This window comes from Streptomyces sp. NBC_00659 (genome assembly GCF_036226925.1).
Taxonomy (GTDB): domain Bacteria; phylum Actinomycetota; class Actinomycetes; order Streptomycetales; family Streptomycetaceae; genus Streptomyces.
Genome location: NZ_CP109031.1, coordinates 4,740,319 through 4,765,481, shown reverse-complemented (window position 1 = coordinate 4,765,481; position 25,163 = coordinate 4,740,319). Strand labels below are relative to the sequence as shown.

Here is a 25,163-nt window from a genome sequence, read left to right as displayed (position 1 = left end):
GGTCTTCGTCCCGGACGTACGATCCCGAAGGTTAAATTAGGTTAGCCTAACCTGACATGACTGGGGATGGATCGTGAAACCCGAGATCTACCGTGACACCTGGGGCATCCCGCACCTGCGCGTCGGCAGCGCCCTGGAACTCGCCCACGCCCAGGGCCGGGTCACCGCCCGGGACCGTGCCTGGCAGCTCGAGGTCGACCGGCACCGATCCCAGGGCACCTCGGCCGCGTTCCTCGGCGAGGAGTCCGCAGGCTGGGACCGTTTCGCCCGGCAGGCCCGGCTCGACGACACCGCGCGACGCTGCTTCGCGTCCCTGGAGGAACGCGACCCCGAGACCGCCGCGTGGGTCGTCGCGTACGTCGACGGAGTCAACGCGGGGCTGGCCGAAGGGGCCGCGAGAGCACCCGAGTTCGCGGCGAGCGGGCTCGTTCCGGGACGCTGGGAGCCCTGGAGCCCGCTGGGCGTCTGGCTCGGTATCCACATCCTCTTCGCCGGTTTCCCCGCCAAGCTGTGGCGCGAGGAGGTCGTACGGCGGCTGGGCGCCGACGCGGTCGGCCTGTTCGCCATGGACGGGCCCGGCACGGCGGGGAGCAACGGATGGCTGGTGAGCGGCGAGCGCACCGCCACCGGGCAGGCGGTGATCGCCGGTGACCCGCACCGCTTCATCGAGGACCCCGGCGTCTACCAGCAGATCCGCCTCTCCTGCCCGGAGTTCGACGTCGTCGGCCTCGCCGTCCCCGGTGTCCCGGGCATCGCCCACTTCGCCCACACCGGAACCGTCGCCTGGGCGATCACCAACGCGATGGCCGACTACCAGGACCTCTACCGGGAGCGGCTGCGACGCGTCGACGGCGGGGCCGTCGAGGCGCTCGATCCCGACGGTGTCTGGCGGGCCACGGCACGGCACACGGAGCGGGTGGAGGTGGCCGGCGGCGAACCCGTCGACGTCGAGGTGATCGAGACGGCGCGCGGGCCCGTGGTGATCGGGGGCGTCGGCGCCGAGGAGTCCGTCAGCCTGCGCTACCCGCCCCGCGTGACGGCGGACCTCGGATTCGGCGCGCTCCTGCCGCTGCTGCGGGCCCGCCGGGTCGCCGACGTGGACCGGGCCTTCGACGCCTGGGCGGAGCCGGTGAACGTCGTGCAGGCCGCCGACACCGAGGGCGGGGTGCTGCACCGCGTCGCGGGCCGGGTCCCGGTGCGCGCCACGGCCAACCGCACCCGGATGGTGCCCGCGTGGGAGGCCGGCCACGAGTGGACCGGCTGGCACGAGATGCCGTACGGCCCGGTCGAGGACGGGCTCGCCGTGATGGCGAACCAGCGTGGTCCCGCGGCCCCGCTCGGTGTCGAGTTCGCGCCGCCGCACCGCGCCGACCGTATCCGCCGGCTGCTCGACACGGGCGAGGCGTTGTCGGCGGCGGACATGCCGGCCGTCCACATGGACACGCACCTCGCCTCCGCGGCCGCCCTGCTGGACCCGCTGGCCACGCTGGAACTCTCCGGCGCGGCGGCCGGCCTCAGGGACCGACTCCTGCGCTGGAACCGGCACATGGACGCCGGCAGCGTCGCGGCCGCGACGTACGCCCGGGTGCGCGACGCGGTCGTACGACGGCTCGTGGCGCACCCGGCCCTCGCCGTCCTGGCCGAACCGCCCGCCCGCCCGGCCGTCTTCCTGCCCTGGCTCGCGCTCACCCCGCGCGTCGCCTTCGCCCTCGAGAACCTGCTGACGGCAGGGGAGCCGTACGGCATCGACCGCGACGCCGTGATCCGGGCGGCCGTCGAGGAAGCGGCCGTCGAGGAAGTGGCCGCCGGGCCCGCGCCCCGGACCTGGGGCGACACCCATCGCCTCGCCCCCTGGCGGGCGCTCCCCGGCACCGCGTACGACGAACCGGCCCTGTCCGGCGACAACGACTGCGTCCTGTCCACCTCGTCGCTCCCCGGACTGACCGACCTGAGCGCCCGCGGACCCGCCGCCCGCTACGTCTGGGACCTCGCCGACCGGGACGACAGCCTCTGGGTGGTCCCGTTCGGAGCCGACGGTGTCCCCGGCGCGGCCCACCACCGCGATCAACTCCCCTTGTGGCTCAGGGGAGATCTCGCCCCGGTGACCACCGACTGGAACAAGCTGACCAAGGAGAGCGATGACGACTGAGACGTACGCAGGCACCCGCGAGGCCGTTCACGAGCAGCGCGTCGAGGGTTTCGGCACGGTCCGCGTGCTGCCCGTGGACCCGCGCGCCGACCTCGACGTGCTGCACGGCTGGGTCACCGAGGAACGGGCCGCGTACTGGGGGATGACCGGGTTCTCGAAGCAGCAGGTGCTGGAGACCTATCTGCACCTCGACTCGCTCGACACCCATCACGCCTTCCTCACCGTCAAGGACGGGGTACCGGCCGCGCTGTTCCAGACCTACGAGCCCGAGGCCGACCGGGTCTCCGAGTGCTACGAGGTCCGGCCCGGCGACATCGGGGTCCACCTGCTCATCGGGCCCCCCGTACCCGGCGCCGGCGAGCGGCCGGGCTGGTCGTCCACGCTGCTGTCGGCGTTCCTGGCGTACGCGCTGACCGGCCTCGGCCGGGAGCGGGCCGTGGTCGAACCCGACGCCCGCAACGCCAAGGCCGTCGAGCGGCTGACCCGGCAGGGTTTCGTGCCCGCCGGGGACATCGTGCTCCCCGAGATCGACCTGCCCGAGGTCCATCTGCCCGAGAAGCACGCCCGGCTCGCCTTCCTGACGCGCGAGGCCTTCGAGAAGGGCCCGACGGCACCGAGGTGAGCCGGACGCGGCCCGTGTCCGTACATGACCGAGACTCTGGACATGCGGATACGGAGACGGCGTGTGAACGAGAGCCGGCGGCGACAGCGGCGGATCGGGGCCAGGGCCCTCGCCCTGCTGGGCAGTGTCCTGGTCCTGGTGCTTTTCAGCGGTGTGAGCGGCGCGTCCGCCCACGCGGCGCTGACGGGCACCGATCCGCAGGAGGGCAGTGTGCTGAAGTCGGCGCCCCGCCAGGTGACGCTGACGTTCAGTGAGCCGATCGGCCTGTTCGACGACTCCTTCCGCGTGCTCGACCCGGAGAACCGGCGCGTGCGCACCGGGGAACCGGAGCACGCGGACGGCCGTGCCGACACCGCCGGCGTCACCCTGCCGCGCGGCCTCGCCACCGGCACGTACACCGTGGCCTGGCGGGTCGTCTCGGCGGACAGCCACCCCGTCTCCGGCGCCTTCACGTTCTCCGTCGGCAAGCCGTCCGCGACCCGCACACCGCTGCCGCCCACCGCCGGTGATCCCGCCTCCTCCGCCCTCTACGACATCGCCCGCTACGCCGCGTACAGCGGACTCGCCCTGTTGATCGGCGCGGTCACGTTCGTGCTCGTCTGCGGCTTCCCGGGGTCCGTACGGCGTCTCCTGGTGACCGGATGGTGGATCCTGCTCGGCTCCACGTTCGCGCTCCTCCTGCTGCGCGACCCCTACGAACGCGGTACCGGCCTGTCCGGGGTCTTCGACCCGGAGAGCCTCAGCGACACCCTGAGGGGCCGGCCGGGCATCGTTCTGGTGGCGCGGCTGGCGCTGCTCGCCGCCGTGGCCTTCGTGCCCCCGAGGGTGCCGGTACGGGGCCGGGGGGCGGGCCGTGTCGTCCTCGCGCTCGGTGCGCTGTTCTCCCTGGCCCTGGCGGTCACCTGGGCCGCCGCCGAGCACGCCTCCGCCGGGATCCAGGTCCCCGCGGCGATGGTCTCCTCCGTACTGCATCTGCTCGCCATGGCGGTGTGGCTCGGCGGTCTGGCCGCCCTGCTGGCCGCGCTCCACCGTCCCGCCGAGCCGGTCCCCCCGGCCGTCGTCACCCGGTTCTCCCGGCTCGCCCTCACCTCGGTCGCGGTCCTCGCGGTCACCGGCGTCTACCAGTCCTGGCGGGGCCTCGGCTCCTGGGACGCCCTGACCTCGACCTCGTACGGCAGGCTCCTGGTCGTGAAGGTCGTCCTGGTGGCACTGCTCCTGGCCGGAGCCGCGTTCTCGCGACGCTGGACGACCCGCGCGGCGACGGCGCGGACCCCCGCCGGCGTCCCGGCCGGCCGCGTCGCGGTCCCGGTCGCGGTGCCGGCGTCGGCGTCGGCGTCGGATGGACCGGCCCCGGAAGGGCCCGCCTCGGAGGAGCCGACCTCGGAAGGGCCCGCCTCGGATGGGCCGACGGGAGACGGGACGACGGGAGACGAGACGGCGGGAGACGGGGCGAAGGGTGGGCTGGGGGACACCGAGTACCACCGGGGCCTGCGCCGCTCGGTGCTCGCCGAGGTCGCTGTCGGCATCCTGGTGCTGGTGATCACGACGATGCTGACCGGGACCCAGCCGGGCCGCGCCGCCACGGAGAGCGCCGACGCGGTCGCGGCCGCGCGCCGGGTGACCTCCAGGACGACCCTGGTGCCCTTCGACGTCGGCACCCCGGGCGGCCACGGCAAGGTCCAGATCGAGCTCACGCCCGGCCAGGTCGGCGAGAACTCCGTGCAGGTCGTGGTCTTCGGCCCCGACGGCGGCCTCGTGACCGTCCCCGAGGTGCGCCTGACCTTCACCCAGGAATCACAGAAGGTCGGCCCGATCGACTCGGAGATCACCGACAAGGGCGGCTACTGGACCTCCGACGGCCTCACCCTCCCCCTCCCCGGCACCTGGACCATGAAGGTCACCGTCCGCACCAGCGACATCGACGAGATCACCGTCTCGAAGAAGGTGACGATCGACTGAGTCCGACGGGCGCGGGCCCCGGCCACGAGGGTGGCCGGGGCCCGCGCACGCCCGATGGGGCCGGACAACGTCGAAGGGCCCCGCTGCAAGCAGCGGGGCCCTTCGACGTTAGTGCCCGGTGAGGCACTGGCGGAGGATACGAGATTCGAACTCGTGAGGGGTTGCCCCCAACACGCTTTCCAAGCGTGCGCCCTAGGCCACTAGGCGAATCCTCCGGGGCAAACAATACAAGACGTTGAGGAGTGCTCGCGAACTCGTTCCCCACCCCCGGCATCCTGTACTCTTTGCGGAGCCCCTCACGTGGCGCTATCTGACTGAACTCCCCCAGGGCCGGAAGGCAGCAAGGGTAGGTCGGCTCTGGCGGGTGCGTGGGGGGCGCTTGCGTTTCCGGGGCGGTCGCCCGGACGCCGTCGGGCCGTGGCCGGGCGGGCCGGGGACCGGATGCCGCCGGGGTCGCGCCCGGGATGCGCTCAGGGCGGTCCTTGATGTCAGTGGGCGCCTATAACCTCGTAGACGTGTCGTCTCTCGCGCTGTACCGCCGTTATCGCCCGGAGTCGTTCGCCGAGGTCATCGGGCAGGAGCATGTCACCGACCCGTTGTCGCAGGCGCTGCGGAACAACCGGGTCAATCACGCGTACCTGTTCAGCGGTCCGCGCGGGTGCGGCAAGACGACGAGCGCGCGCATCCTGGCCCGCTGTCTGAACTGCGAGCAGGGCCCCACCCCCACTCCGTGCGGTGTGTGCCAGTCCTGTCAGGACCTCGCCCGGAGCGGCCGGGGCTCCATCGACGTCATCGAGATCGACGCCGCTTCGCACGGTGGTGTGGACGACGCCCGTGACCTGCGGGAAAAGGCCTTCTTCGGGCCCGCGAGCAGCCGTTACAAGATCTACATCATCGACGAGGCCCATATGGTCACGCCGGCCGGCTTCAACGCGCTGCTGAAGGTCGTCGAGGAGCCCCCGGAGCACCTCAAGTTCATCTTCGCCACGACCGAGCCCGAGAAGGTCATCGGGACGATCCGGTCGCGGACCCATCACTACCCGTTCCGGCTCGTGCCGCCGGGCACCCTGCGCAAGTACCTGGGCGAGGTCTGCACGCAGGAGGGCATTCCCGTCGCGGACGGTGTGCTGCCCCTCGTCGTACGGGCGGGCGCGGGGTCCGTGCGTGACTCCATGTCCGTGATGGACCAGCTTCTGGCGGGTGCCGCCGACGACGGTGTGACGTACGCCATGGCGACCTCGCTGCTCGGCTACACGGACGGCTCCCTGCTGGACGCCGTCGTCGAGGCGTTCGCGTCCGGGGACGGCGCCGCCGCCTTCGAAGTCGTGGACACCGTCATCGAGGGCGGCAACGACCCGCGGCGCTTCGTCGCCGACCTGCTGGAGCGGCTGCGGGACCTGGTGATCCTGGCGGCCGTCCCGGACGCGGCGGAGAAGGGGCTCATCGATGCCCCGGTCGACGTGGTGGAGCGCATGCAGGCGCAGGCCGGGGTCTTCGGCGCCGCGGAGCTGAGCCGCGCCGCCGACCTCGTCAACGAAGGGCTGACGGAAATGCGCGGGGCCACCTCGCCGCGCCTCCAGCTCGAACTCATCTGCGCCCGTGTTCTGCTCCCGGCCGCCTACAGGGACGAGCGGTCCGTCATGGCCCGCCTCGACCGTATCGAGCGCGGGGTGAACTTCTCCGGCGGCCAAGCCGCCCCCGCCATGGGCTACGTGCCCGGACCCGAGGCGCACGGCGCGGTGCCCGTCCCGTCGGCCGGGCCCGCGGCTCCCCCGGTTTCCCCCGGGGGAGGCCTGGCGGCGGCCCGTGCCGCGGCCCGGGGAACGGGACCGGCCACAGGGCAGGGCGCAGGACAGGGGGCCGGCGGGGAGACCGCCGGCGCCGTGCCGGGCGCTGCGCCCGGGACGCCCGCTCCCGTCGCGCCCATGGCGCCCGCCGCGTCCTTCACGGCCCCGGCACCGACGGGCGCGCCCCCGTCGGCCCCTGCGGCGCCCGAGCAGCCCGCAGCCCCGGCCGGCGCCCCCACGGGGGCCGCGCCCGGCGCCTGGCCCACCGCCACGGCGGCCGGCAGCGGCCGGCGCCCCGGCGGCTGGCCCACGACGACCCCGGCGGGCGGCGGCCGCCCTCCGGCCCAGTCGGCGCCGACGCCCTCCGCCGCACCCGCCGGACCGCCCGCCGCCGCACCGGGAGCGCCCCAGGCGGCCGTTCCGGCCGGGGGCGGTCCCGACCCCCGCATGCTGTGGCCGAACATCCTGGAGGCGGTGAAGAACCGCCGCCGGTTCACCTGGATCCTGCTCAGCCAGAACGCGCAGGTCACGGCCTTCGACGGCACGACCCTGCAGATCGGCTTCGTCAACGCGGGGGCCCGGGACAACTTCGCGAGCAGCGGCAGCGAGGACGTGCTGCGGCAGGCGCTCGCGGAGCAGTTCAACGTGCAGTGGAAGGTCGAGGCGATCGTGGACGCCTCGGGCGGCTCGGCACCGCCGCCCGCACCGGCGGGCGGCGGGTTCGGCGGCGGTGGCGGCTACGGCGGTGGCGGTGGCGGTGGGTACGGCGGAGCTCCGGCCGGCCAGCGGCCCGCGCCCCAGCAGTCGTCCGCTCCGGCCTCCGGGCCCGCGGGCCCGCAGTCCGGACCGGCCGCCGGCCGTCCCCAGGCCCAGGGCATGTCGGCGCCCGCTCAGGCCCCGGCCTACGAGCCGCCGCCGGTCGCCCCGGAGGACGACACCCCCGAGGACGACGACCCCGACCTGGACGAGTCCGCCCTCTCGGGCCACGAACTGATCGTCCGCGAACTCGGCGCGACGGTGGTCGAGGAGTTCTCGAACGAGTGAGAGGCGGACCGGGCCCCGGCCGCCGCCCGTCCTGTGCGCGGGGCGTCACCGGTCGGGCTTCGGACGCCGCCCACCCCATGCCCGGGGCCGCACCGCCCGGTGCCTAGGGGACCTGTTTCCTGGAGGATCGCACCAGCGTCGTATCCCCGTCGCTTCGGAAGCCCCTACAAGGGCACCCGCGTGCGGCGGTTAGGCTGACCCCGTGAAGGTCCTTGTCATCGGTGGTGGCGCCCGCGAACACGCCCTGTGCCGCTCCCTGTCCCTCGACCCCGACGTCACCGCCCTGTACTGCGCTCCCGGGAACGCCGGGATCGCGGAGGTGGCGGAACTGCACGCGGTCGACGCCCTCGACGGCGCGGCCGTGGCCGCGCTGGCCACGGAGCTCGGCGCCGAGCTGGTGATCGTCGGTCCGGAGGCCCCGCTCGTCGCCGGTGTCGCCGACGCCGTGCGCGCGGCGGGCATCCCCTGCTTCGGCCCCTCCGGGGAGGCCGCGCAGCTGGAGGGCTCCAAGGCGTTCGCGAAGGACGTGATGGCGGGTGCCGGCGTCCCCACGGCACGCTCCTACGTCTGCGTGACGCCCGAGGAGGTCGAGGAGGCGCTCGACGCGTTCGGAGCGCCCTACGTCGTGAAGGACGACGGACTGGCGGCCGGCAAGGGCGTCGTCGTGACCGACGACCTCGAAGCGGCGCGGGCGCACGCCAACGCCTGCGACCGTGTCGTGATCGAGGAGTTCCTCGACGGTCCCGAGGTCTCCCTGTTCGCGATCACCGACGGCACGACCGTCGTCCCGCTCCAGCCCGCCCAGGACTTCAAGCGGGCCCTGGACGGCGACGAGGGCCCGAACACCGGCGGCATGGGCGCGTACTCGCCGCTGCCCTGGGCTGACCCGAAGCTCGTCGAGGAGGTCATGGAGACCGTCCTCCAGCCGACCGTCGACGAGATGCGCCGCCGCGGCACCCCGTTCTCCGGACTCCTGTACGCCGGTCTGGCGATCACCAGCCGTGGTGTGCGGGTCATCGAGTTCAACGCCCGCTTCGGCGACCCCGAGACCCAGGTGGTCCTCGCCCGGCTGCAGACCCCGCTCGCCGGTGTCCTGCTGGCGTCCGCGAACGGCACCCTCGCCGATCTGGAACCGCTGCGCTGGAGCGAGAAGGCCGCGGTCACCGTGGTCGTGGCCTCGTACAACTACCCCGACACCCCGCGCACCGGAGACCCGATCACCGGGCTCGACGAGGTGGCCGCCGAGGACGCCCCGCACGCGTACGTCCTGCACGCCGGCACCCGGCACGAGGGCGGCGCGGTGGTGAGCGCGGGCGGCCGTGTGCTGTCCGTCACAGCGATCGGATCCGGCCTCACCGAGGCCCGCGAGCGCGCCTACACGGCTGTCGCCCGCATCGGTCTGGACGGTTCGCAGCACCGCACGGACATCGCGGCGAAGGCGGCCGCCGAGGCATAGCCCACGGTCCCCATAGCAGCACCGGGCCCCGGACTCCGTACGGAATCCGGGGCTTTGTCTTGTTGCGTCCAGGCCCTTCCACCTGCGGGTTTCTGTACGGAACCGGAAACCCGTCCGGGGTCTGCCGTCATCCACCTTTCCCCAGAGCCATTCCATCGGGTGACCGATGCCGTATCCGGCTGACGAGGGCCGGGGCCCCAACTAGGGTGCGGCGAAGGCATTCCGGCACTTGGCCCACCGGCATTGCGATGTCGGCGGCGGGTGCCACAGTGGGGGAGTGACCAACGCCAGGGCAACCGTCGGCACCGGCAGCGACAGGGCCGGGGCCCGGCGGACAAGAGGGGGTGACGTCCGGTCGTGACCGGTATGGGTGTGGAGGCGGGCGCGCAGGCAGCGCGCTCCCGGGCTCTCGCTGTGCTGCGCATCCGCAGCAGGGCGCTGGCCGTCGCCCTGCTGCCCGCGGCCGTGGCCGTCGTGCTGCTCGTCGGTGGATACACCGGCCGCATCACCGGTAAGCCCTGGGGGATCGCGGGAGGGATCGTGACGGTGTTCGCCGCTCTCGTCCTTCTCGCGGCGGCGGGCATCGCGCTCGTCGTGGCCCGTGCCCGGCCCGCGACGAGCCCCACGGTCCCGATCTCCGAGGAATCGGCCCCCGATCTCTACCGCATGGTCCGTGACCTGGCCGACCGCCTCGACGTCCCGGCCCCCTCGGCGATAGCGCTCACCCCGGACTGCGACAGCTGGCTGGAGGACCGCACCCACCGGGCCCTCGGCCGGTTCTTCCCGGGCGGAGGGGCCGAGCCGGACGGCCCGCGCCGAGGCCCGGCCGGAAGCGGCCCGGTGACCACGCTGACGTCCCGCGCCGCCCGGGTCACCGCCGCCCCCGTCCTCGTCATCGGCTCCCCGTTCCTGTGGTGGATGCGGGTCGGCGAGCTGCGGGCGGTCCTCGCCCCCGTCGTCGCCGGTACGGGCCCGTCGGCGCAACCGGACATAGCCGCGGCCCGCCGCTTCGTCCGAGGCCTGGACGCGGCGGTGGCCGTGGCCTCGGCGCCCGGCCGCGGTCCGCTGTCCCGCACGGTCCTGGCCGGAGTCGGCTGGGTCACCCGGCTCCTGTTGCGCGGCTGTCGGGGGCACGCGGCCGAGATGGAGCGGGCCGTGGCGTCCGCGTCGGCCGAGCGTGCACAGGCTGTGGACTACGGCGTGCGGATCGTCGCCCAGGAACAGGTGGGCCTGGCGTACGCGGGCTGGGACCGTCTGCTGACCCGGGTCGCGCTGCCCGCCTGGCGGATGGGCCGCTGGCCCTCCCGGCTGGACGTGGGCGTCGTCGCGGCCCTGACCGAGCTGTCCCGCCGCGACCGCCTCGCCGAAGGCTTCACCTCCCGTCTCGGCGAGCGCCCCGCCTGCGACCTGCTCGAAGAGCCCGGCACGGTGGACGAGGCCGCTTCGCTGCTCGCCGCCCGGCTCTTCCACGGCGGTCCCGCCGAGGCCGGCCCCGACTGGGCGCCGGTCGACTGGCAGGACTACCCGGACGAGGTCGTCGACCGCGCGTGGCGCACCGACGCGGCCCGGCTCCACCGGGTCCTGGACGCGCTCGGCGTCCGCCACCCCGCCGACCCCGCGCTGCCCGAGGCGGACGGACCGACCCTGGCCCGCGTGCTCGACCACCTGTCCGTGGCGGCGGGAGCCACGCCCGCCCCGGATGCGGCCCCCGTGGCCGTCCTCGCCGAGCACCGGACGGAGGCGTACGGGGAGATGGGCATCGCCGAGAGCGACGACCCCGACCTCGCCGTGGGGAACGAGCGCTCGGCGGCCCTCGCGGCCCGGCTCACCGCCGAACTGGCCCGTGAGGAGGCATCCGCCCCGGCGAAGCCCCGGCCCGCCGGGAGCGCCGGGCAGCAGGGCTCCGACCACGACCTCTGGGACGACCGGATGCTTCCGCTGTTCCCCCTCCAGCCGCCCAGGACCGGTCGCGAGCTGCTGGCCGACCATGTCACGGCGATGGTCTGCTGCGCCGCGATGGACACCGCCGGGGCGGTCCCCGGACTCGACTGGCTGGACGGCCCGTCCCTGCTCGTCGGCGGTGAACGGGCTGCCGACATCGGCCCCCGCGTCCTCACGCTCATAGAGACGGGGGACCCCACGCCCCTGCGGGACTGGCTGCGTCATCTGGGCGTCCGACCGGAGAAACCGGTCCGGCTGGTCTGACGGCGACGGCGGCCCCTCCGGTGGCCGCCCCCACCCTTCGTGTCCCCGGCCATGCACACACCCCACCGTTCGCAGGCGCCCCGGCCCAGCCGGAGCAGCCCGTTCCACTCCCGCCAATTCACGACGAACGGTGACGGACCGCGTGCGTAATGTGATGTGCTGGGACCGATCGAGCACGGCGCAAGGGCTTGCCAGTACGACGGGGGCACGAAGGAGGGGTGCGGGCATGGGATCGGAGCAGATCCGCCGCTGGGAGTCGGGAGCACTCGCGCACGCCGTCACGGATCCCTTCGGCCTGGGACCCGTTCCCTGGCTCCGCGGCAGCGAGACCTATTTCGACGACACCGGCCACGTCGTCCCCTGGTACGTGGACACCGACGCGCCCCAGCCGCCGCAGCCGACGGCCGCCTCCCGGATCCCGGCGCCGCGGTCCACCTCCCGCACCCGTGTGCGCACCGGTCCCGGAGGCCCGCGCTCCGCCGACGACGTCCACCGTCAGATCAAGGGCTTCACCAGCACGGGGGCCACCGCTCCCGGCGAGTCCATCGACTTCCATGTGACGGTCGACCCGCCGCAGGAATTCAGCGTCGACATCTACCGCATCGGCCACTACGGCGGCGACGGCGCCAGCAAGATCACCACGAGCCCCCGGCTCTCCGGGATCGTCCAGCCGCCGCCGCTCACCGCCGACCGCACGGTCTCCTGCCACCACTGGTGGCTGTCCTGGCGCCTCCAGATCCCGACCTACTGGAACGTCGGCGCCTACGTCGCCGTCCTGACCACCCTCGACGGCTACCGCTCGCACGTCCCCTTCACCGTCCGCAACCACCAGACGGCCGATCTGCTCCTCCTGCTCCCGGACATCACCTGGCAGGCGTACAACCTGTACCCGGAGGACGGTCACACCGGCGCCAGCCTGTACCACGCGTGGGACGAGAGCGGCCGGCTCCTCGGCGAGGCCGACGCCGCGACCACCGTCTCCTTCGACCGCCCGTACGCGGGCGCGGGCCTGCCCCTCCATGTGGGCCACGCCTACGACTTCATCCGCTGGGCCGAGCGCTACGGCTACGACCTCGCCTACGCCGACGCCCGCGATCTGCACGCCGGCCGCGTCGACCCCACCCGTTACCGGGGCCTGGTCTTCCCGGGCCACGACGAGTACTGGTCGCCGCAGATGCGCCGCACCACGGAACTCGCCCGCGAGCACGGCACCTCCCTCGTCTTCCTCTCCGCCAACACCATGTATTGGCAGGTCGAGCTGGGGCCGTCCCCGTCGGGTGTCGCCGACCGGCTGCTGACCTGCCGGAAACGCCGGGGCCCCGGCAAACCCGTCCTGTGGCGCGAGATCGACCGCCCGGAGCAGCAGCTCATCGGCATCCAGTACGCGGGGCGCGTCCCCGAGCCGTCCCCCCTGATCGTCCGCAACGCCGACCACTGGCTGTGGGAGGCGACCGGGGCGCACGACGGCGACGAGGTGGAGGGCATGGTCGCGGGCGAGGCGGACCGTTACTTCCCGCGCACCCCACTGCCGGAGCACCAGGACCGGATCCTGCTGGCGCACTCCCCGTACCCGGACAGCGAGGGCGTCCTGCGCCATCAGGAGACCTCGCTCTACCGCGCCCCGTCCGGCGCCCTGGTCTTCGCGTCCGGAACGTTCGCCTGGTCCCCGGCCCTCGACCGCCCCGGCCACGTGGACCCCCGTATCCAGCGGGCGACCGCCAATCTCCTCGACCGCATCTGCAAACACGACTGAGAAAGCGCCGCGGGACGGCCGTGACGCACCCCCGCCACGGGCGCCCGCACCCGCTCGGCCCTCCCCCTGTCCACAGCCGCTCGTCCCGTACGGGAGAATCGAGTCACTTGTACAGAACCACGGGGAGGAACCGTGTCCGGATTCGTCGAAAAGCCCGAGCCCCTTCAGGTGCCGGGTCTGGTACATCTGCACACCGGCAAGGTGCGCGATCTGTACCAGAACGAGGCGGGCGACCTCGTGATGGTCGCCAGCGACCGCATCTCCGCCTACGACTGGGTGCTCCCCACCGAGATCCCCGACAAGGGCCGCACCCTCACCCGGCTCTCCCTGTGGTGGTTCGACCAGCTCTCCGAACTGGCGCCCAACCACGTGCTGAGCACCGAACTCCCGCCGGGCGCCCCGGCCGACTGGGCCGGCCGCACCCTGATCTGCAAGTCCCTGCGGATGGCTCCGGTCGAATGCGTGGCCCGCGGCTATCTGACCGGCTCGGGCCTCGTCGAGTACAACGAGACCCGCACGGTCTGCGGTCTCGCGCTCCCCGAGGGCCTCGTCGACGGCTCGGAGCTCCCCGCGCCGATCTTCACCCCGGCCACCAAGGCCGCGGTCGGCGAGCACGACGAGAACGTCTCCTACGAGGAGGTCGCGCGCCAGGTCGGCGCCGACACCGCCGCCGAGCTGCGCCAGGCGACTCTCGCCATCTACGGCCGCGCCCGCGACATCGCACGCGACCGGGGCATCATCCTCGCGGACACCAAGTTCGAGTTCGGCTACGAGGGCGAGACGCTCGTCCTCGCCGACGAGGTGCTGACCCCGGACTCCTCGCGCTTCTGGCCCGCCGACGCGTGGGAGCCGGGCCACGCGCAGCCGTCCTTCGACAAGCAGTACGTCCGCGACTGGCTGACCTCCGCCGAGTCGGGCTGGGACCGCAGGAGCGAGCAGCCGCCGCCCGCTCTGCCCGAGCACGTCGTGGAGGCCACCCGCGCCAAGTACATCGAGGCGTACGAGCGTCTGACGGGCGTCAGCTGGTCCTGACCCCGTCCACGGGCCCGGCCGCCGGCCGGGCCCGCGCACACGAAGAAGCCCCCGACCGAAGTCGGGGGCTTCTTTCTGGAGCGGACGACCAGGTTCGAACTGGCGACCTCAACCTTGGCAAGGTTGCGCTCTACCAACTGAGCTACGTCCGCGTGCGCCGTGGTGCGACAGCTACTATACCCAACCTCGCTCCCGTGCGAGACGCACCGCAGCGTGTCGGTTCTCCGCGCCCAGTTTGGACGCTGCCGACGACAGATAGTTCCGCACCGTCCCCTGGGACAGTGCGGCCCGCTCCGCGATCTCCGCCACGGGTGCCCCGTCGGCGGCGAATTCGAGCACCTCGGCCTCGCGCGCGGTCAGCGGCGAGTCCCCCGCGGAGATCGCGTCGGCGGCCAACTCCGGGTCCACATAACGGTTTCCCGCGTGAACGGTACGGATGATCTCCGCAAGCCGCCGTGCGCTGACCGTCTTCGGGACGAACCCGCGCGCACCCGCCGCGAGCGCCCGCTTCAGATGCCCCGGCCGTCCGTGACTCGTCACGATCAGCACCTGGCAGCCGGGCAGTTCGGCCCGCAGGGATGTGGCCACGCTCACACCGTCGGCTCCCGGCATCTGGAGGTCCAGGACGGCGACGTCGGGCCGGTGCGCCCGCGCCATCGCCAGTGCCTCCGGTCCGGTCGCCGCCTCGGCCACCACGACCAGGTCGTCCTCCAGCCCGAGCAGCGCGGCCAGCGCTCCCCGGATCAGATGTTCGTCGTCGGCGAGCAGCAGCCGTACGGGAGCGTCGGGCGCCGGCGCGCCGGGCGGCACGGACGTCATGGGGTGGCCTCTCTCATCGGGTGCGGAACCGGCGGGACCGACGACTCCCGTGGCACCCCGCCGCTTCCCGGGGCCGGTTTCCCGGGAGTGTCCGCGCGGGTGTCCGGGGAGGGCCGCAGCGGCACTTCCGCCGTCAGCCGGAACACTCCTCCGCTCGCGCCGGCCCGCAGCACCCCGTCCACCTCCTCCAGCCGCTCCCGCAGCCCCGCGAGCCCGCTGCCTCTCCTCGGCCCGGAGCCGCCGTCCGGCCCGGGTCCCGGTCCCGCCTCCTGCGGCACCCCGTCGTTCTCGACGGTGAGCGTCACCCGCTCCCGCGTCACCCGCAGGGACAGCGCGCACGTCCTGGCGTTCCCGTGCCGCAGCACATTGGTGGTCGCCTCCCGTACTACCCAGCCGAGCGCCGACTGGACCTGCGCCGGCAGTTCCGCGGCCGTGCCGGTGATGGCGCAGTCGATGCCGGCGGCCGTCAACACGCCCTGCGAGCCGGCCAGTTCGTTGGCGAGGTCGGCGTCGCGATAGCCCCGCACCACCTCGCGCACCTCCCGTTGGGACTCCCGCGCGATCCGCTGCACCTCGGTCATCTGGTCCATGGCCTCGGACCGTCCGCGCCGGGCCAGCTGCACGGCGAGTTCGCTCTTGAGGGCGATCACCGCGAGGTTGCGGCCCATCACGTCGTGCAGATCGCGGCCGAAGCGCAGCCGTTCCTCGGCGACGGCGAGCCGGGCGCGGGTCTCGCGGGCCGCGTCGAGTTCGTAGACGGCGTTGAGCAGCCAGACGGAGAACGCCGCGGTGAAGGTGAGGAAACCGGCGGTCAGCAGGACGAGGAGGGCGGTGACCGGCGCGGCGGGGCCCGGGAAGCCGAGGGGCAGGGAGAGCGCGCCGGCACCCGCGGCCGCGCCGAGCACGACGTACGTCATCCGGCGTCTGTCACGGGTCCCGAGCGCGACCGTGCCCGTGCCGAACGCCGTGACGCCGACGAGCAGCGAGGAGGCGACGAGGAACTCGCCGTCGCTCGCCGGGCGCCAGGGGGTGCCCGAGAGGACGGCTCCCACGACGGCCGTCACACAGGTGCTCGCGGCCAGTACCAGCAGGGTCCCGCGGGGCTGTTCCCGGGTGCCGCGCGTCCAGTCCAGTGCCCGCGAGGCGGTCATCGCGCAGCACACCGAGTGCCCGCACACCAGCAGGAACACCGCCCAGGACCGGGCCGCCGGCATGTTCCCGAAGACGGGCAGTCCGATCGAGATCGCTTCGAGCAGGGCGAAGAAGTGGAACGACCACCGGGTGTACGTCTCGACCTTCGCCGGTGTGCTCTTGCCCCGCCACCAGCCGGACGGCCTGCCCATGCCCACCCCCGTGCCACTGGTCACCGCCGCGGCTCCCAGCGGAACCACCGTCGTACAGCAAACACCGCGATCAGGGTCCAGGCCACCGCCGTGGCGAGGGCGCCGAGGGTGTCGTGGGCGGAGAGGTGTCCGGTCCAGCCGCCGCGGATCAGGGTGATCACCGGGGTGAGAGGCAGCAGTTCGCAGAACCGGGCCATGCCGTCCGGCAGCAGTTCGAGGGGGATGAAGGTTCCCGACCCGGCCAGCGACAGCAGGGTCAGGGGTGTGGCCGCGACCTGGGCGCCCTCCACGCTCCTGCTGAAGCTCGCGGTGACGGCCGCGAGCGCCGGCCAGGTGACGAACGCGGACAGCAGCCCGAGCAGGACGAGTTGGGGTTTCTCGGGCATCCCGACGCCGAATGCCGCCCGGCAGGCGACGGTCAGGACGAGGCACTGGGCGATACCGATCGCGACCGAGGGCAGCGCGGCGCCCGCGAGGATCTCCAGGTCCCGCAGCTCCCCGGTGCGCAGCCGCTTGAGGACGAGTTCCTCCCGGCGTGCCGTGTACACGCTCGCCAGGGAGCCGTAGACGGCGAAGAGGAGCACGAAGCCGATGGAGGAGGGGAGCAGGACCGAGCCGACCGTGAGTCCGGCGTCCTTCAGCCGCATCGTGTCCAGGGTCGAGCGGAGCGTGAACGGCATGATCAGCGGGACGAACAGCGCCGCGGCGAGGGTCGCCCTGGTGCGGCCCAGCAGCGTCAGTTCGGCGCGTGCCAGTGCTCTGATCCGGCCGGCGGCCGTGGTTCCGGCCGTGCCGGTGCCGGTGGTGACCGCTGTTCCGCTCATGCCGCCGTTCCCTTCCCGTGCGCCTTCCGCGGGTCCGCGGTCGTCCTCGTCCCGTCCACGCCGTGCGCCGCCTCCCGCGAGATCCGCAGGAACGCCTCCTCCAGGGAGGCCGAGCGCACGTCGAGCCCCCGCAGCTCGACGCGGGCCCGCTCGGCCCACACCAGCAGGGCCGTGGCCGTCCGCTGGAGTTCGCCGGTCCGCAGCCGGATCGTCCGGCCCGCCGCCTCGTGGCCGCTCACCCCGAGTTCCGGCAGCGGGGGCAGGTCGCCGGGGAGGTAGCCGTCGGGCAGCTCGAAGGAGACGTGCGACGGCTGGGAGGCGGTCACCTCGGCCGGGGTGCCGACGGCCGCGACGCGTCCTTCGTGCAGGATCGCCAGCCGGTCGGCGAGCGCCTCCGCCTCTTCCAGATAGTGGGTGGTCAGCAGGACCGTGGTCCCGCCGTCGCGCAGTTCGCGCACCAACTCCCAGGTGTTTCGGCGGCCTTCCACGTCGAGCCCGGTCGTGGGCTCGTCGAGGAAGAGGACCTCGGGGTCGCCGAGGAGCGCGAGCGCCAGGTCCAGCCGCCGCTTCTCGCCGCCGGACAACTGCTTCACGCGGACGTCCGAGCGGTGCCCGAGCCCGACCCTGTCCAGGGTTTCTCCGGCGGGCCGGGCGCCGCTGGTGCACGCCGCCCACATCCGTGCGGTCTCGGCGGCCGTCAGCTCGGACGGGAAGCCGCCTTCCTGAAGCATCACACCGATACGGGGTCGCACGGCGGCCCGGTCCGCGTACGGATCGTGCCCGAGGACGCGCACGCGCCCGGCTGCCGGGGGAGCCAGGCCCTCGATCAGTTCGACGGTGGAGGTCTTGCCCGCGCCGTTGGTGCCGAGGAGCGCGAAGATCTCACCGCGGCCCACGGAGAAGGTGACTCCGCGCACCGCCTCGAAATCTCTTGTGCCGCCCCCGTACACACGCCGCAGATCAGTGACCTCGATCACGTCGTCGTGCTCGCTCGTGTTCATGGAATCAGCGTCGGCGCGGACGGGGCCCGGCAGCAGTGCGCGTTGTCATCACTCGGCATGACAAATGTCAGACGGCCCCGGACATTCGCGGTCGGCGCACACGAAGAAGCCCCCGACCTGAGGTCAGGGGCTTCTTTCTTTGAGCGGACGACCAGGTTCGAACTGGCGACCTCAACCTTGGCAAGGTTGCGCTCTACCAACTGAGCTACGTCCGCATTGCCTCCGACCGGCTTCCACCGATCGGCGCGAGCACCACCCTACCTGATCCACAACTGTGATCGGTAAGGCATGCAGAGCGGGTGACAGGAATTGCACACTGCGCCTTCCCCCTGGAAGGGGGATGTTCTGCTACTGAACTACACCCGCACGACCTTCGGGTTCCGGCTTTTCCGACCGGGCCCCTCGGCGTGTTCCAGACTCTAGCCGATCGGACGGGGGTCAGCGCAAGTCGGTTGTTCCAGGGGTCCGGTGGAGGGGTCTCGCGGGTGCCCGGCCCAGGCCAGGGCTCCCGCGGAGGGTCTCGCCGGGTGCCCCGTCCGGGGCCGCGCCGGCTCAGTGCGACTCGGCGAACGCCTCGTAGACCTTCTTGGGGATCCGGCCGCGCGGCGGCACGTCCAGCTTGTTGGAACGGGCCCAGGCGCGGACCGCCGCGGGATCGGGCGTCAACGCGGTGTGCGTGTACGTCTTCCCGGACTTCGACCGCTTGCGGCCTGCCTCGACGTACGGCTCGAGGGCCTTGCGCAGGCCCTCGGCGTTGGCTCGATTGAGGTCGATCTCGTACGACTTGCCGTCGAGTCCGAAGGCGATCGTCTCCGCCGCTTCCGAGCCGTCGATATCGTCAAAGAGAGTGACCACGACACGCTGCGCCACGAATATCGGTCCCTTCGTGCGACACCTTCGCGATCAACGGTCATGACGTGCGCTGACGTCACGGAGTTGTCGGGGAGATGTCGGCTGTCCGGCTGTTATCGAGCAAAGTATCGGCTATTGCCAATTCATTTGTACAGTGCCCGGCATTGCATTGTGAAGCCCGACTAAATCCCTCCGCGTGTCCGATGGCAATGGGCTCCTGCCGTTCTTCTGCGGTTTTTCCCAGGATTTTCCGTGCATGCCCCCGGGCTGATGCGTGATCGTGATCGGGGTCACGTAGGAATCTACGAATCTACGCGAGTAGAAATTTTGTACGGGTAGTCTGAAGGGACCTGCTCAGCACCACACACCGGGAGTGCCAGTGGCACGCGTCGTAGTCGACGTCATGCTCAAGCCGGAGATCCTCGACCCCCAGGGCCAGGCGGTGCAGCGTGCACTGCCGCGCCTCGGTTTCGAAGGTGTCTCCGACGTCCGTCAGGGAAAGCGATTCGAACTCGAAGTGGACGGGCCGGTGGACGACGCCGCGCTCGCCCGCATCCATGAACTGGCGGAATCCTTCCTCGCCAACACCGTGATCGAGGACTTCACCGTCAAGGTCGAGGAAGTCGCGGAGGCCGGAAAGTGACCGCTCGTATTGGAGTCGTCACCTTTCCGGGCAGCCTCGACGACCGCGACACGCAGCGCGCGATCAGGCTGGCCGGCGCCGAGCCCGTAGCCCTCTGGCACAAGGACAAGGACCTCAAGCAGGTCGACGCCGTCGTGCTGCCCGGCGGTTTCTCGTACGGCGACTATCTGCGGGCGGGTGCCATCTCGCGCTTCTCGCCGGTGATGGAGACCGTCATCGAGCAGGCGAAGTCCGGAATGCCGGTTCTCGGCATCTGCAACGGCTTCCAGGTCCTCACCGAGGCGCACCTTCTTCCCGGCGCGATGCTCGGCAACAACCACCTCCACTTCATCTGCCGCGACCAGAAGCTGCGGGTGGAGAACGCGGGGACCGCCTGGACCGCCGACTACGAGGCCGGCCAGGAGATCCACATCCCGCTGAAGAACATGGACGGGCGGTACGTCGCCGACGAGCACACGCTCGACATGCTGGAGGCCGAAGGCCGGGTCGCGTTCCGCTACGTCGACGTCAACCCGAACGGCTCGCTGCGCGACATCGCCGGCATCACGAACGAGGCGGGCAACGTCGTCGGTCTGATGCCGCACCCGGAGCACGCCGTCGAGCCCCTGGTCGGGTCCGGCCGCACCGACGGCCTCCCCTTCTTCACCTCGATCCTCAAGAAGCTGGTCAACGCATGAGCCGCACGCCTCTGGACACGGTCGAGAACGCGGCCGCGACCCCCGACGTCGAGCTGCCCTGGGCCGAACTGGGCCTGAAGAAGGACGAGTACGAGCGCGTCGTCGAGATCCTCGGCCGCCGCCCGACCGGCGCCGAGCTCGCCATGTACTCCGTCATGTGGTCCGAGCACTGCTCCTACAAGTCCTCGAAGGTCCACCTCCGCCAGTTCGGCGAGAAGGCCCCGCAGTCCGACGCCCTGCTCGTCGGCATCGGCGAGAACGCCGGCGTCGTCGACGTCGGCCAGGGCTACGCGGTCACCTTCAAGGTCGAGTCGCACAACCACCCGTCGTACGTCGAGCCCTACCAGGGTGCCGCGACCGGTGTCGGCGGCATCGTCCGCGACATCATCGCGATGGGCGCCCGGCCGGTGGCCGTCGTCGACCCGCTGCGCTTCGGCGCGGCCGACCACCCCGACACCAAGCGCGTCCTGCCGGGCGTCGTCGCGGGCATCGGCGGCTACGGCAACTGCCTGGGTCTGCCGAACATCGGCGGCGAGGTCGTCTTCGACGCCTGCTACCAGGGCAACCCGCTGGTCAACGCCGGTGCCATCGGCGTCATGCGGCACGAGGACATCCACCTGGCGAAGGCGTCGGGCACGGGCAACAAGGTCATCCTGTACGGGGCCCGCACGGGCGGCGACGGCATCGGCGGCGCGTCGATCCTCGCCTCGGAGACCTTCGACGACGCCAAGCCGTCGAAGCGTCCCGCCGTCCAGGTCGGCGACCCCTTCCAGGAGAAGCTCCTCATCGAGTGCACCCTGGAGGCCTTCGCCGAGAAGCTGGTCGTCGGCATCCAGGACCTCGGCGCGGCCGGACTGTCCTGCGCCACCAGCGAACTGGCGTCCAACGGCTCCGGCGGCATGCGCGTCACCCTGGACGACGTACCGCTGCGCGACTCCACGCTCTCGCCCGAGGAGATCCTCATGAGCGAGTCGCAGGAACGCATGTGCGCGGTCGTCGAGCCGGAGAAGGTCGACCGGTTCCTGGAGATCTGCGACAAGTGGGACGTCATCGCCACCGTCATCGGTGAGGTCACCGACGGCGACCGGCTGGAGATCTACTGGCACGGCGGCAAGATCGTCGACGTCGACCCGCGCACGGTCGCGCACGACGGCCCGGTCTACGAGCGTCCCTACGCCCGCCCGTCCTGGCAGGACGCGCTCCAGGCCGACGACGCGGGCAAGCTGCCCCGCCCGGCGACCGGCGAGGAGCTGAAGGACCAGGTCCTGAAGCTGGTCTCCTCCCCGAACCAGGCCTCCAAGTCCTGGATCACCTCCCAGTACGACCACTTCGTGCAGGGCAACACGGTGCTGGCCCAGCCCGAGGACTCGGGCATGATCCGCATCGACGAGGAGACCGGGCTCGGCGTCGCCATCGCGACCGACGGCAACGGCCGCTACGCCAAGCTGGACCCGTACGCCGGTGCGCAGCTCGCCCTCTCCGAGGCCTACCGCAACGTCGCGACGACCGGCGCCAAGCCGCTCGCCGTCTCCGACTGCCTGAACTTCGGCTCGCCCGAGGACCCGGCCGTCATGTGGCAGTTCGCCGAGGCGATCCGCGGTCTGGCCGACGCCTGCCAGCAGCTCGGCACCCCGGTGACCGGCGGCAACGTCTCGCTGTACAACCAGACCGGCGAAGTCGCCATCCACCCGACTCCGGTCGTGGCCGTGCTGGGCGTCATCGACGACGTCGCCCGCCGCACCCCGGTCGCCTTCCAGGAAGAGGGCCAGCTCCTCTACCTGCTCGGCGACACCCACGAGGAGTTCGGCGGCTCGGCCTGGTCCCAGGTCGTCCACGACCACCTCGGCGGTCTGCCGCCGAAGGTCGACCTGGAGCGCGAGCGGCTGCTCGCCGAGATCCTCATCTCGGCCTCCCGTGACGGCATGATCGACTCCGCGCACGACCTGTCGGACGGCGGTCTGATCCAGGCCGTGGTCGAGTCGGCGCTGCAGGGCGGCAAGGGCGCGCGGCTGATCGTGCCCGACGGCCTCGACGCGTTCACCTTCCTCTTCTCGGAGTCGGCCGGCCGCGCGGTCGTCGCCGTCCCGCGCTCGGAGGAGCTCCGCTTCAACGACATGTGCGGTGCCCGGGGTCTGCCCGTCACCCGCATCGGTGTCGTCGACGGCACGGAGTCCGAGGCCGCCGTGGTCGAGGTCCAGGGCGAGTTCGCGCTCTCCCTGACCGAGCTGCGCACGGCGCACGAGGGCACGATCCCGGCGCTGCTGGCGTAGTCGGTTCAGCCCCTATGGGCTTGTACGGCTCTACGGCTTGTACGGCGAAGCCCCCGCCCGGATGCGGATCCGGACGGGGGCTCCTCGGTTCATCGGATGTAGTTCTTGAGGATCTCCGTGTCGATTTCGACGCCGATCGGGTCGGGGAGGGACACCTTCTCGCCGAACTTCGCCGTGTGAAGGGTGCGGTAGCCCCCGACCTTGCGGTCCGGGGCGCTGTGCACGGTGATGGTGCAGGAGTCCCGGTCGATCAGGAGGTACACCGGGATTCCGGCCTGGCCGTAGGCGGCCGGCTTCTCGTGCCGGTCCTGTCGGTCGGTGTCGGAGTCGTACGAGGTGACCTCGACGACCATGAGCGTTCCGTCCGGGTCGGCCCATTCGCCCGCACCCGCGAAGTGGGCTTCGGGCGTGAGCACCGCGTCCGGTTTCGCTGCCCTCCCGATACGCCTCCACCCGGAGCCCTTGCCCCTGATACAGGTCCAGGTCGGGCCTGCTCCGCATACAGCGCCGAGCCAGCCAGGCCACGATGGTGTCGTGGTCTCCGTCGGTCACCTTCTTGACCCCGATCCGTCCGTTGATGAACTCCAACGTGACGGTCTCGGGAGCGGCGGAGGCGATTGTTTCGAACTCCTCCACCGACATCTGAGACGTGCGCTCGGCCATAGCCGTCATGTTGCACCGTTTCTAAAGGCTGAGCGGGAGTGGGTCCTGTTGCCAGAACCCGTGCTCGGCCGAACGCCCCGGACGGTGTTGGGCGTTCTGGTTGCCCGCGTTCGCTCCGCGTCCGGGCGGCACGGATCGTGTCCGTGGTCCGGGGACGCGGGGGCGGGGTCCCTCACGCCCCGGGGAGCCCGGTCGGGCCTGGACGGTCCGATGCCCGTACCCATCGCTCTGGTGGGTACGGGGCGGTGCCGTCCGTCGCCGGATCGGATGCCCCAGGGCGCGCCTTCCGATGACCACGGCTGCCGCGTCGTGGCGGGTGGTTTTCCTGGTGGGGCTGGTGAGGGGTTTCTGCCAGTGCTGGGCGCCCCACCTGCTGGTGTAGGCGGGATCGACCGCGACCAGCGGGATGCCGAGCTCGGCGGCCATCGACACCAGGCGGGCGCGCAGCCGGGCGACGGGCATGCCGGAGATCAGCTTGCGGAACTTCTTTTGGCGGCCGTGTTTCTCCCGGGTCGTCTCCGCGGTGAAGTTGAGATCCTCCACCGCGATCGCCAACCCGTGCCGGGTGGCCCAGTGCAGCAGGCGGGTGAGTGCGTGGCGTACCTGGGCGTCGCGGTGGTCGGCGGTGCCGGACAGGTCGTAGTCGAAGCGACGCGGGGCGCCGACCGGATTGCCATGCTGGTCCAGCCGCCAGGCGGCCAGGTGGTCGGCGTTGGTGTCGACACCGATCAGGCCGCCGACCCGGACGGCGGTCAGGGGCACAGCCTGGACGGGTGGGACGGTCCAGGAGGCGGTCAGATACCAGCGTTGGCGCTGGACATCTTCGTGGATGCGGTACGCAACGGCCCGGTTGGCGTGGACGCGGTCGCGCCATGCCTCGCCCCGGTGCGCGAACGACACCCGCGCGGTGAGGACGTAGCGGCCGTGCGGGGCGTTGGCGAGATGAGCGAGCGGAGCCGGGAGCCTGATGCTGACCTCGTCGTCGGGGCTGACCCGGAGGGTCTCGTTGCCGTGCCGCTTGCCGGACTCGCCGTCCGCCTGCAGGAACCGGCGCGACGCCTCCCACCGTGCACGCCACTCCTCCTCGGTGAGCTGGGCCTGGTCCAGGTGGTGGCGGGTGTTGAGCAGCCGTTTCCCGCCCCGCACCACCCGCACCCGCCCGGTCGCCCAGTCGGCCCTGGCGGCAGCCAGCCGGTCCTCCAGCACCCGCAGCCGACGCGTCTTGGCATGCCACTCCCGCCGACTGCGATAACCACCCGGGGCCCGCTTCGAACCCTTCTCCCCGAGAGGCAATGACAGCCGGTACCGAATCGTGCCGACACCGGCTTCGAGCTGCCGGATATGCGCGGCCAGACCACGCCGGGCCAACGCCCACTGATCATGCGTTGCCTTCGTCACCGAACCCGCCCACCGCGACGACGACAGCCCGGTCAGCTCCCGCTTCCGTGACGTCCATGCCTCGTTGTCGTGCTCCAGGCCGGCCGACTTGAGGTCCCGGGACGCCAGCGAACCCAGATGGTCGCCGACCAGCCGCAGCACCGTCTCGTCTCCGGCAGTCAGGCCCTTGAGCTGGTCCCGGACCGCCATACCCGACGGGCCCGGCACCACGAACGACGCCCCCACCACCCGCAACCCACCCGCACCACCCAACCCGCTCACCCCCGACCCGAACACCCCGCGAACATTCCGTCACCCCACCCAACGACCACCACCCGCACAGGTCACCCATTCGAGATAAGAACTCCCGTTCCCACCCGCACCCTCATGCAGACGAACGTCACCGGCACTCACCCATGCACGCCAGAACACCCTCATCCGCAGTCAAAGGGCAGCAGTTGCCAACCCCCTTTCAAGGGAAGACCAGTGCTGTCCGCGTCCGGCGGTGCCGGGTGGCTTCCGCCGCCGTTCACGCTCACGGGTGACCGCCCTCGCCCACCGCGTTCGTGCAGGCCAGGTCCGCGTACTCGGTCCGGCCCGGACCGGTGCCCTGGTCCACGACGCGCAGAGGGACGAGCCGGGTGCCGGCTCGCGGCAAGTCCCCGCCCGCAGGCGGCCGCTGCGAGG

General features: G+C 72.1%; 18 protein-coding genes, 4 tRNA genes, 1 other RNA gene and 1 pseudogene. 12 read left to right on the top strand and 12 right to left on the bottom strand.

Translation table 11 applies throughout. From position 1 onward, the window contains the following. The first annotated feature begins 73 nt into the window (after positions 1-73). From OG410_RS20615 to OG410_RS20605, 3 genes are read left to right on the top strand one after another with little or no spacing between them, the layout of a single operon-like run. Positions 74-2,149 carry a penicillin acylase family protein gene (locus OG410_RS20615; protein ID WP_329300537.1) on the top strand — a complete coding sequence of 692 codons (2,076 nt, stop codon included), beginning with the start codon at positions 74-76 and terminating at the stop codon, positions 2,147-2,149. After that, a complete protein-coding gene (locus OG410_RS20610; protein ID WP_329300536.1) occupies positions 2,139-2,771 on the top strand; it encodes a GNAT family N-acetyltransferase in 633 nt (210 codons plus the stop codon). Before OG410_RS20615 ends, OG410_RS20610 begins: the two co-directional genes overlap by 11 nt. Before the next feature lie 42 nt (positions 2,772-2,813). Then, positions 2,814-4,730, top strand: a complete 1,917-nt coding sequence (locus OG410_RS20605; protein ID WP_443063899.1) for a copper resistance protein CopC — start codon at positions 2,814-2,816, stop codon at positions 4,728-4,730. Positions 4,731-4,857: 127 nt separating this feature from the next. Here OG410_RS20605 and OG410_RS20600 read toward each other — a convergent pair. Next, positions 4,858-4,945, bottom strand: a tRNA-Ser gene (locus OG410_RS20600). Between the two features lie 72 nt (positions 4,946-5,017). Here OG410_RS20600 and ffs point away from each other — a divergent pair. The 6 genes from ffs (at position 5,018) to OG410_RS20570 (ending at position 14,007) form a co-directional block, all read left to right on the top strand. Beyond that, positions 5,018-5,116, top strand: an RNA gene (gene ffs / locus OG410_RS20595) — signal recognition particle sRNA small type. A gap of 129 nt (positions 5,117-5,245) precedes the next feature. Continuing rightward, complete coding sequence (locus OG410_RS20590; protein WP_329300534.1) at positions 5,246-7,561, top strand: DNA polymerase III subunit gamma and tau; 2,316 nt, start codon at positions 5,246-5,248, stop codon at positions 7,559-7,561. Between the two features lie 202 nt (positions 7,562-7,763). Beyond that, positions 7,764-9,017 (top strand): phosphoribosylamine--glycine ligase, encoded by a 1,254-nt coding sequence (gene purD, locus OG410_RS20585; protein WP_329300533.1) that lies wholly within the window; start codon positions 7,764-7,766, stop codon positions 9,015-9,017. Between the two features lie 366 nt (positions 9,018-9,383). Further along, the gene (locus OG410_RS20580) at positions 9,384-11,222 is read left to right on the top strand and encodes a hypothetical protein (protein WP_329304181.1); all 1,839 of its coding nucleotides are present in this window, start codon (positions 9,384-9,386) and stop codon (positions 11,220-11,222) included. Between the two features lie 226 nt (positions 11,223-11,448). Then, positions 11,449-12,975, top strand: coding sequence for a N,N-dimethylformamidase beta subunit family domain-containing protein (locus OG410_RS20575; protein WP_329300532.1), 1,527 nt, complete (start codon positions 11,449-11,451; stop codon positions 12,973-12,975). 132 nt (positions 12,976-13,107) lie between these two features. Next, positions 13,108-14,007 carry a phosphoribosylaminoimidazolesuccinocarboxamide synthase gene (locus OG410_RS20570; protein WP_326786878.1) on the top strand — a complete coding sequence of 300 codons (900 nt, stop codon included), beginning with the start codon at positions 13,108-13,110 and terminating at the stop codon, positions 14,005-14,007. Between the two features lie 76 nt (positions 14,008-14,083). Here the strand turns inward: OG410_RS20570 and OG410_RS20565 are convergent. The 8 genes from OG410_RS20565 to OG410_RS20530 form a co-directional block, all read right to left on the bottom strand. Continuing rightward, a tRNA-Gly gene (locus tag OG410_RS20565) sits at positions 14,084-14,159 on the bottom strand. A gap of 22 nt (positions 14,160-14,181) precedes the next feature. Further along, a complete protein-coding gene (locus OG410_RS20560) occupies positions 14,182-14,826 on the bottom strand; it encodes a response regulator transcription factor (protein WP_329300531.1) in 645 nt (214 codons plus the stop codon). Then, on the bottom strand, positions 14,823-16,169 hold the full coding sequence (locus OG410_RS20555) for a sensor histidine kinase (protein ID WP_329304180.1): 1,347 nt from the start codon (positions 16,167-16,169) through the stop codon (positions 14,823-14,825). The genes OG410_RS20560 and OG410_RS20555 overlap by 4 nt, the downstream gene beginning before the upstream one ends. A 20-nt stretch (positions 16,170-16,189) precedes the next feature. Further along, positions 16,190-16,993: an ABC transporter permease gene (locus OG410_RS20550; protein WP_329300530.1), complete on the bottom strand. Its 804-nt coding sequence runs from the start codon at positions 16,991-16,993 to the stop codon at positions 16,190-16,192. Beyond that, positions 16,990-17,994, bottom strand: a complete 1,005-nt coding sequence (locus OG410_RS20545) for an ABC transporter ATP-binding protein (RefSeq protein WP_329300529.1) — start codon at positions 17,992-17,994, stop codon at positions 16,990-16,992. Before OG410_RS20545 ends, OG410_RS20550 begins: the two co-directional genes overlap by 4 nt. A 142-nt stretch (positions 17,995-18,136) precedes the next feature. Next, positions 18,137-18,209 (bottom strand) — tRNA-Gly (locus OG410_RS20540). Positions 18,210-18,288: 79 nt separating this feature from the next. Beyond that, positions 18,289-18,360 (bottom strand) — tRNA-Gly (locus OG410_RS20535). Between the two features lie 186 nt (positions 18,361-18,546). Next, positions 18,547-18,864: a histone-like nucleoid-structuring protein Lsr2 gene (locus tag OG410_RS20530; protein WP_329300528.1), complete on the bottom strand. Its 318-nt coding sequence runs from the start codon at positions 18,862-18,864 to the stop codon at positions 18,547-18,549. A gap of 361 nt (positions 18,865-19,225) precedes the next feature. Between OG410_RS20530 and purS the strand changes: the two genes are divergently transcribed. From purS to purL, 3 genes are read left to right on the top strand one after another with little or no spacing between them, the layout of a single operon-like run. Next, positions 19,226-19,489, top strand: coding sequence for a phosphoribosylformylglycinamidine synthase subunit PurS (gene purS / locus OG410_RS20525; protein ID WP_005482678.1), 264 nt, complete (start codon positions 19,226-19,228; stop codon positions 19,487-19,489). Further along, positions 19,486-20,166 (top strand): phosphoribosylformylglycinamidine synthase subunit PurQ, encoded by a 681-nt coding sequence (purQ, locus tag OG410_RS20520; protein ID WP_328669988.1) that lies wholly within the window; start codon positions 19,486-19,488, stop codon positions 20,164-20,166. The genes purS and purQ overlap by 4 nt, the downstream gene beginning before the upstream one ends. Then, positions 20,163-22,436, top strand: coding sequence for a phosphoribosylformylglycinamidine synthase subunit PurL (purL, locus tag OG410_RS20515; RefSeq protein ID WP_329300527.1), 2,274 nt, complete (start codon positions 20,163-20,165; stop codon positions 22,434-22,436). Before purQ ends, purL begins: the two co-directional genes overlap by 4 nt. 89 nt (positions 22,437-22,525) lie before the next feature. Here purL and OG410_RS20510 read toward each other — a convergent pair. From OG410_RS20510 to OG410_RS20500, 3 genes and pseudogenes are all read right to left on the bottom strand, one after another. After that, positions 22,526-23,108: pseudogene (locus OG410_RS20510) on the bottom strand (Uma2 family endonuclease). Between the two features lie 12 nt (positions 23,109-23,120). After that, on the bottom strand, positions 23,121-24,686 hold the full coding sequence (locus tag OG410_RS20505; protein WP_329304179.1) for a transposase: 1,566 nt from the start codon (positions 24,684-24,686) through the stop codon (positions 23,121-23,123). Between the two features lie 325 nt (positions 24,687-25,011). After that, a complete protein-coding gene (locus tag OG410_RS20500) occupies positions 25,012-25,134 on the bottom strand; it encodes a hypothetical protein (RefSeq protein ID WP_329300526.1) in 123 nt (40 codons plus the stop codon). Positions 25,135-25,163: the final 29 nt, after the last annotated feature.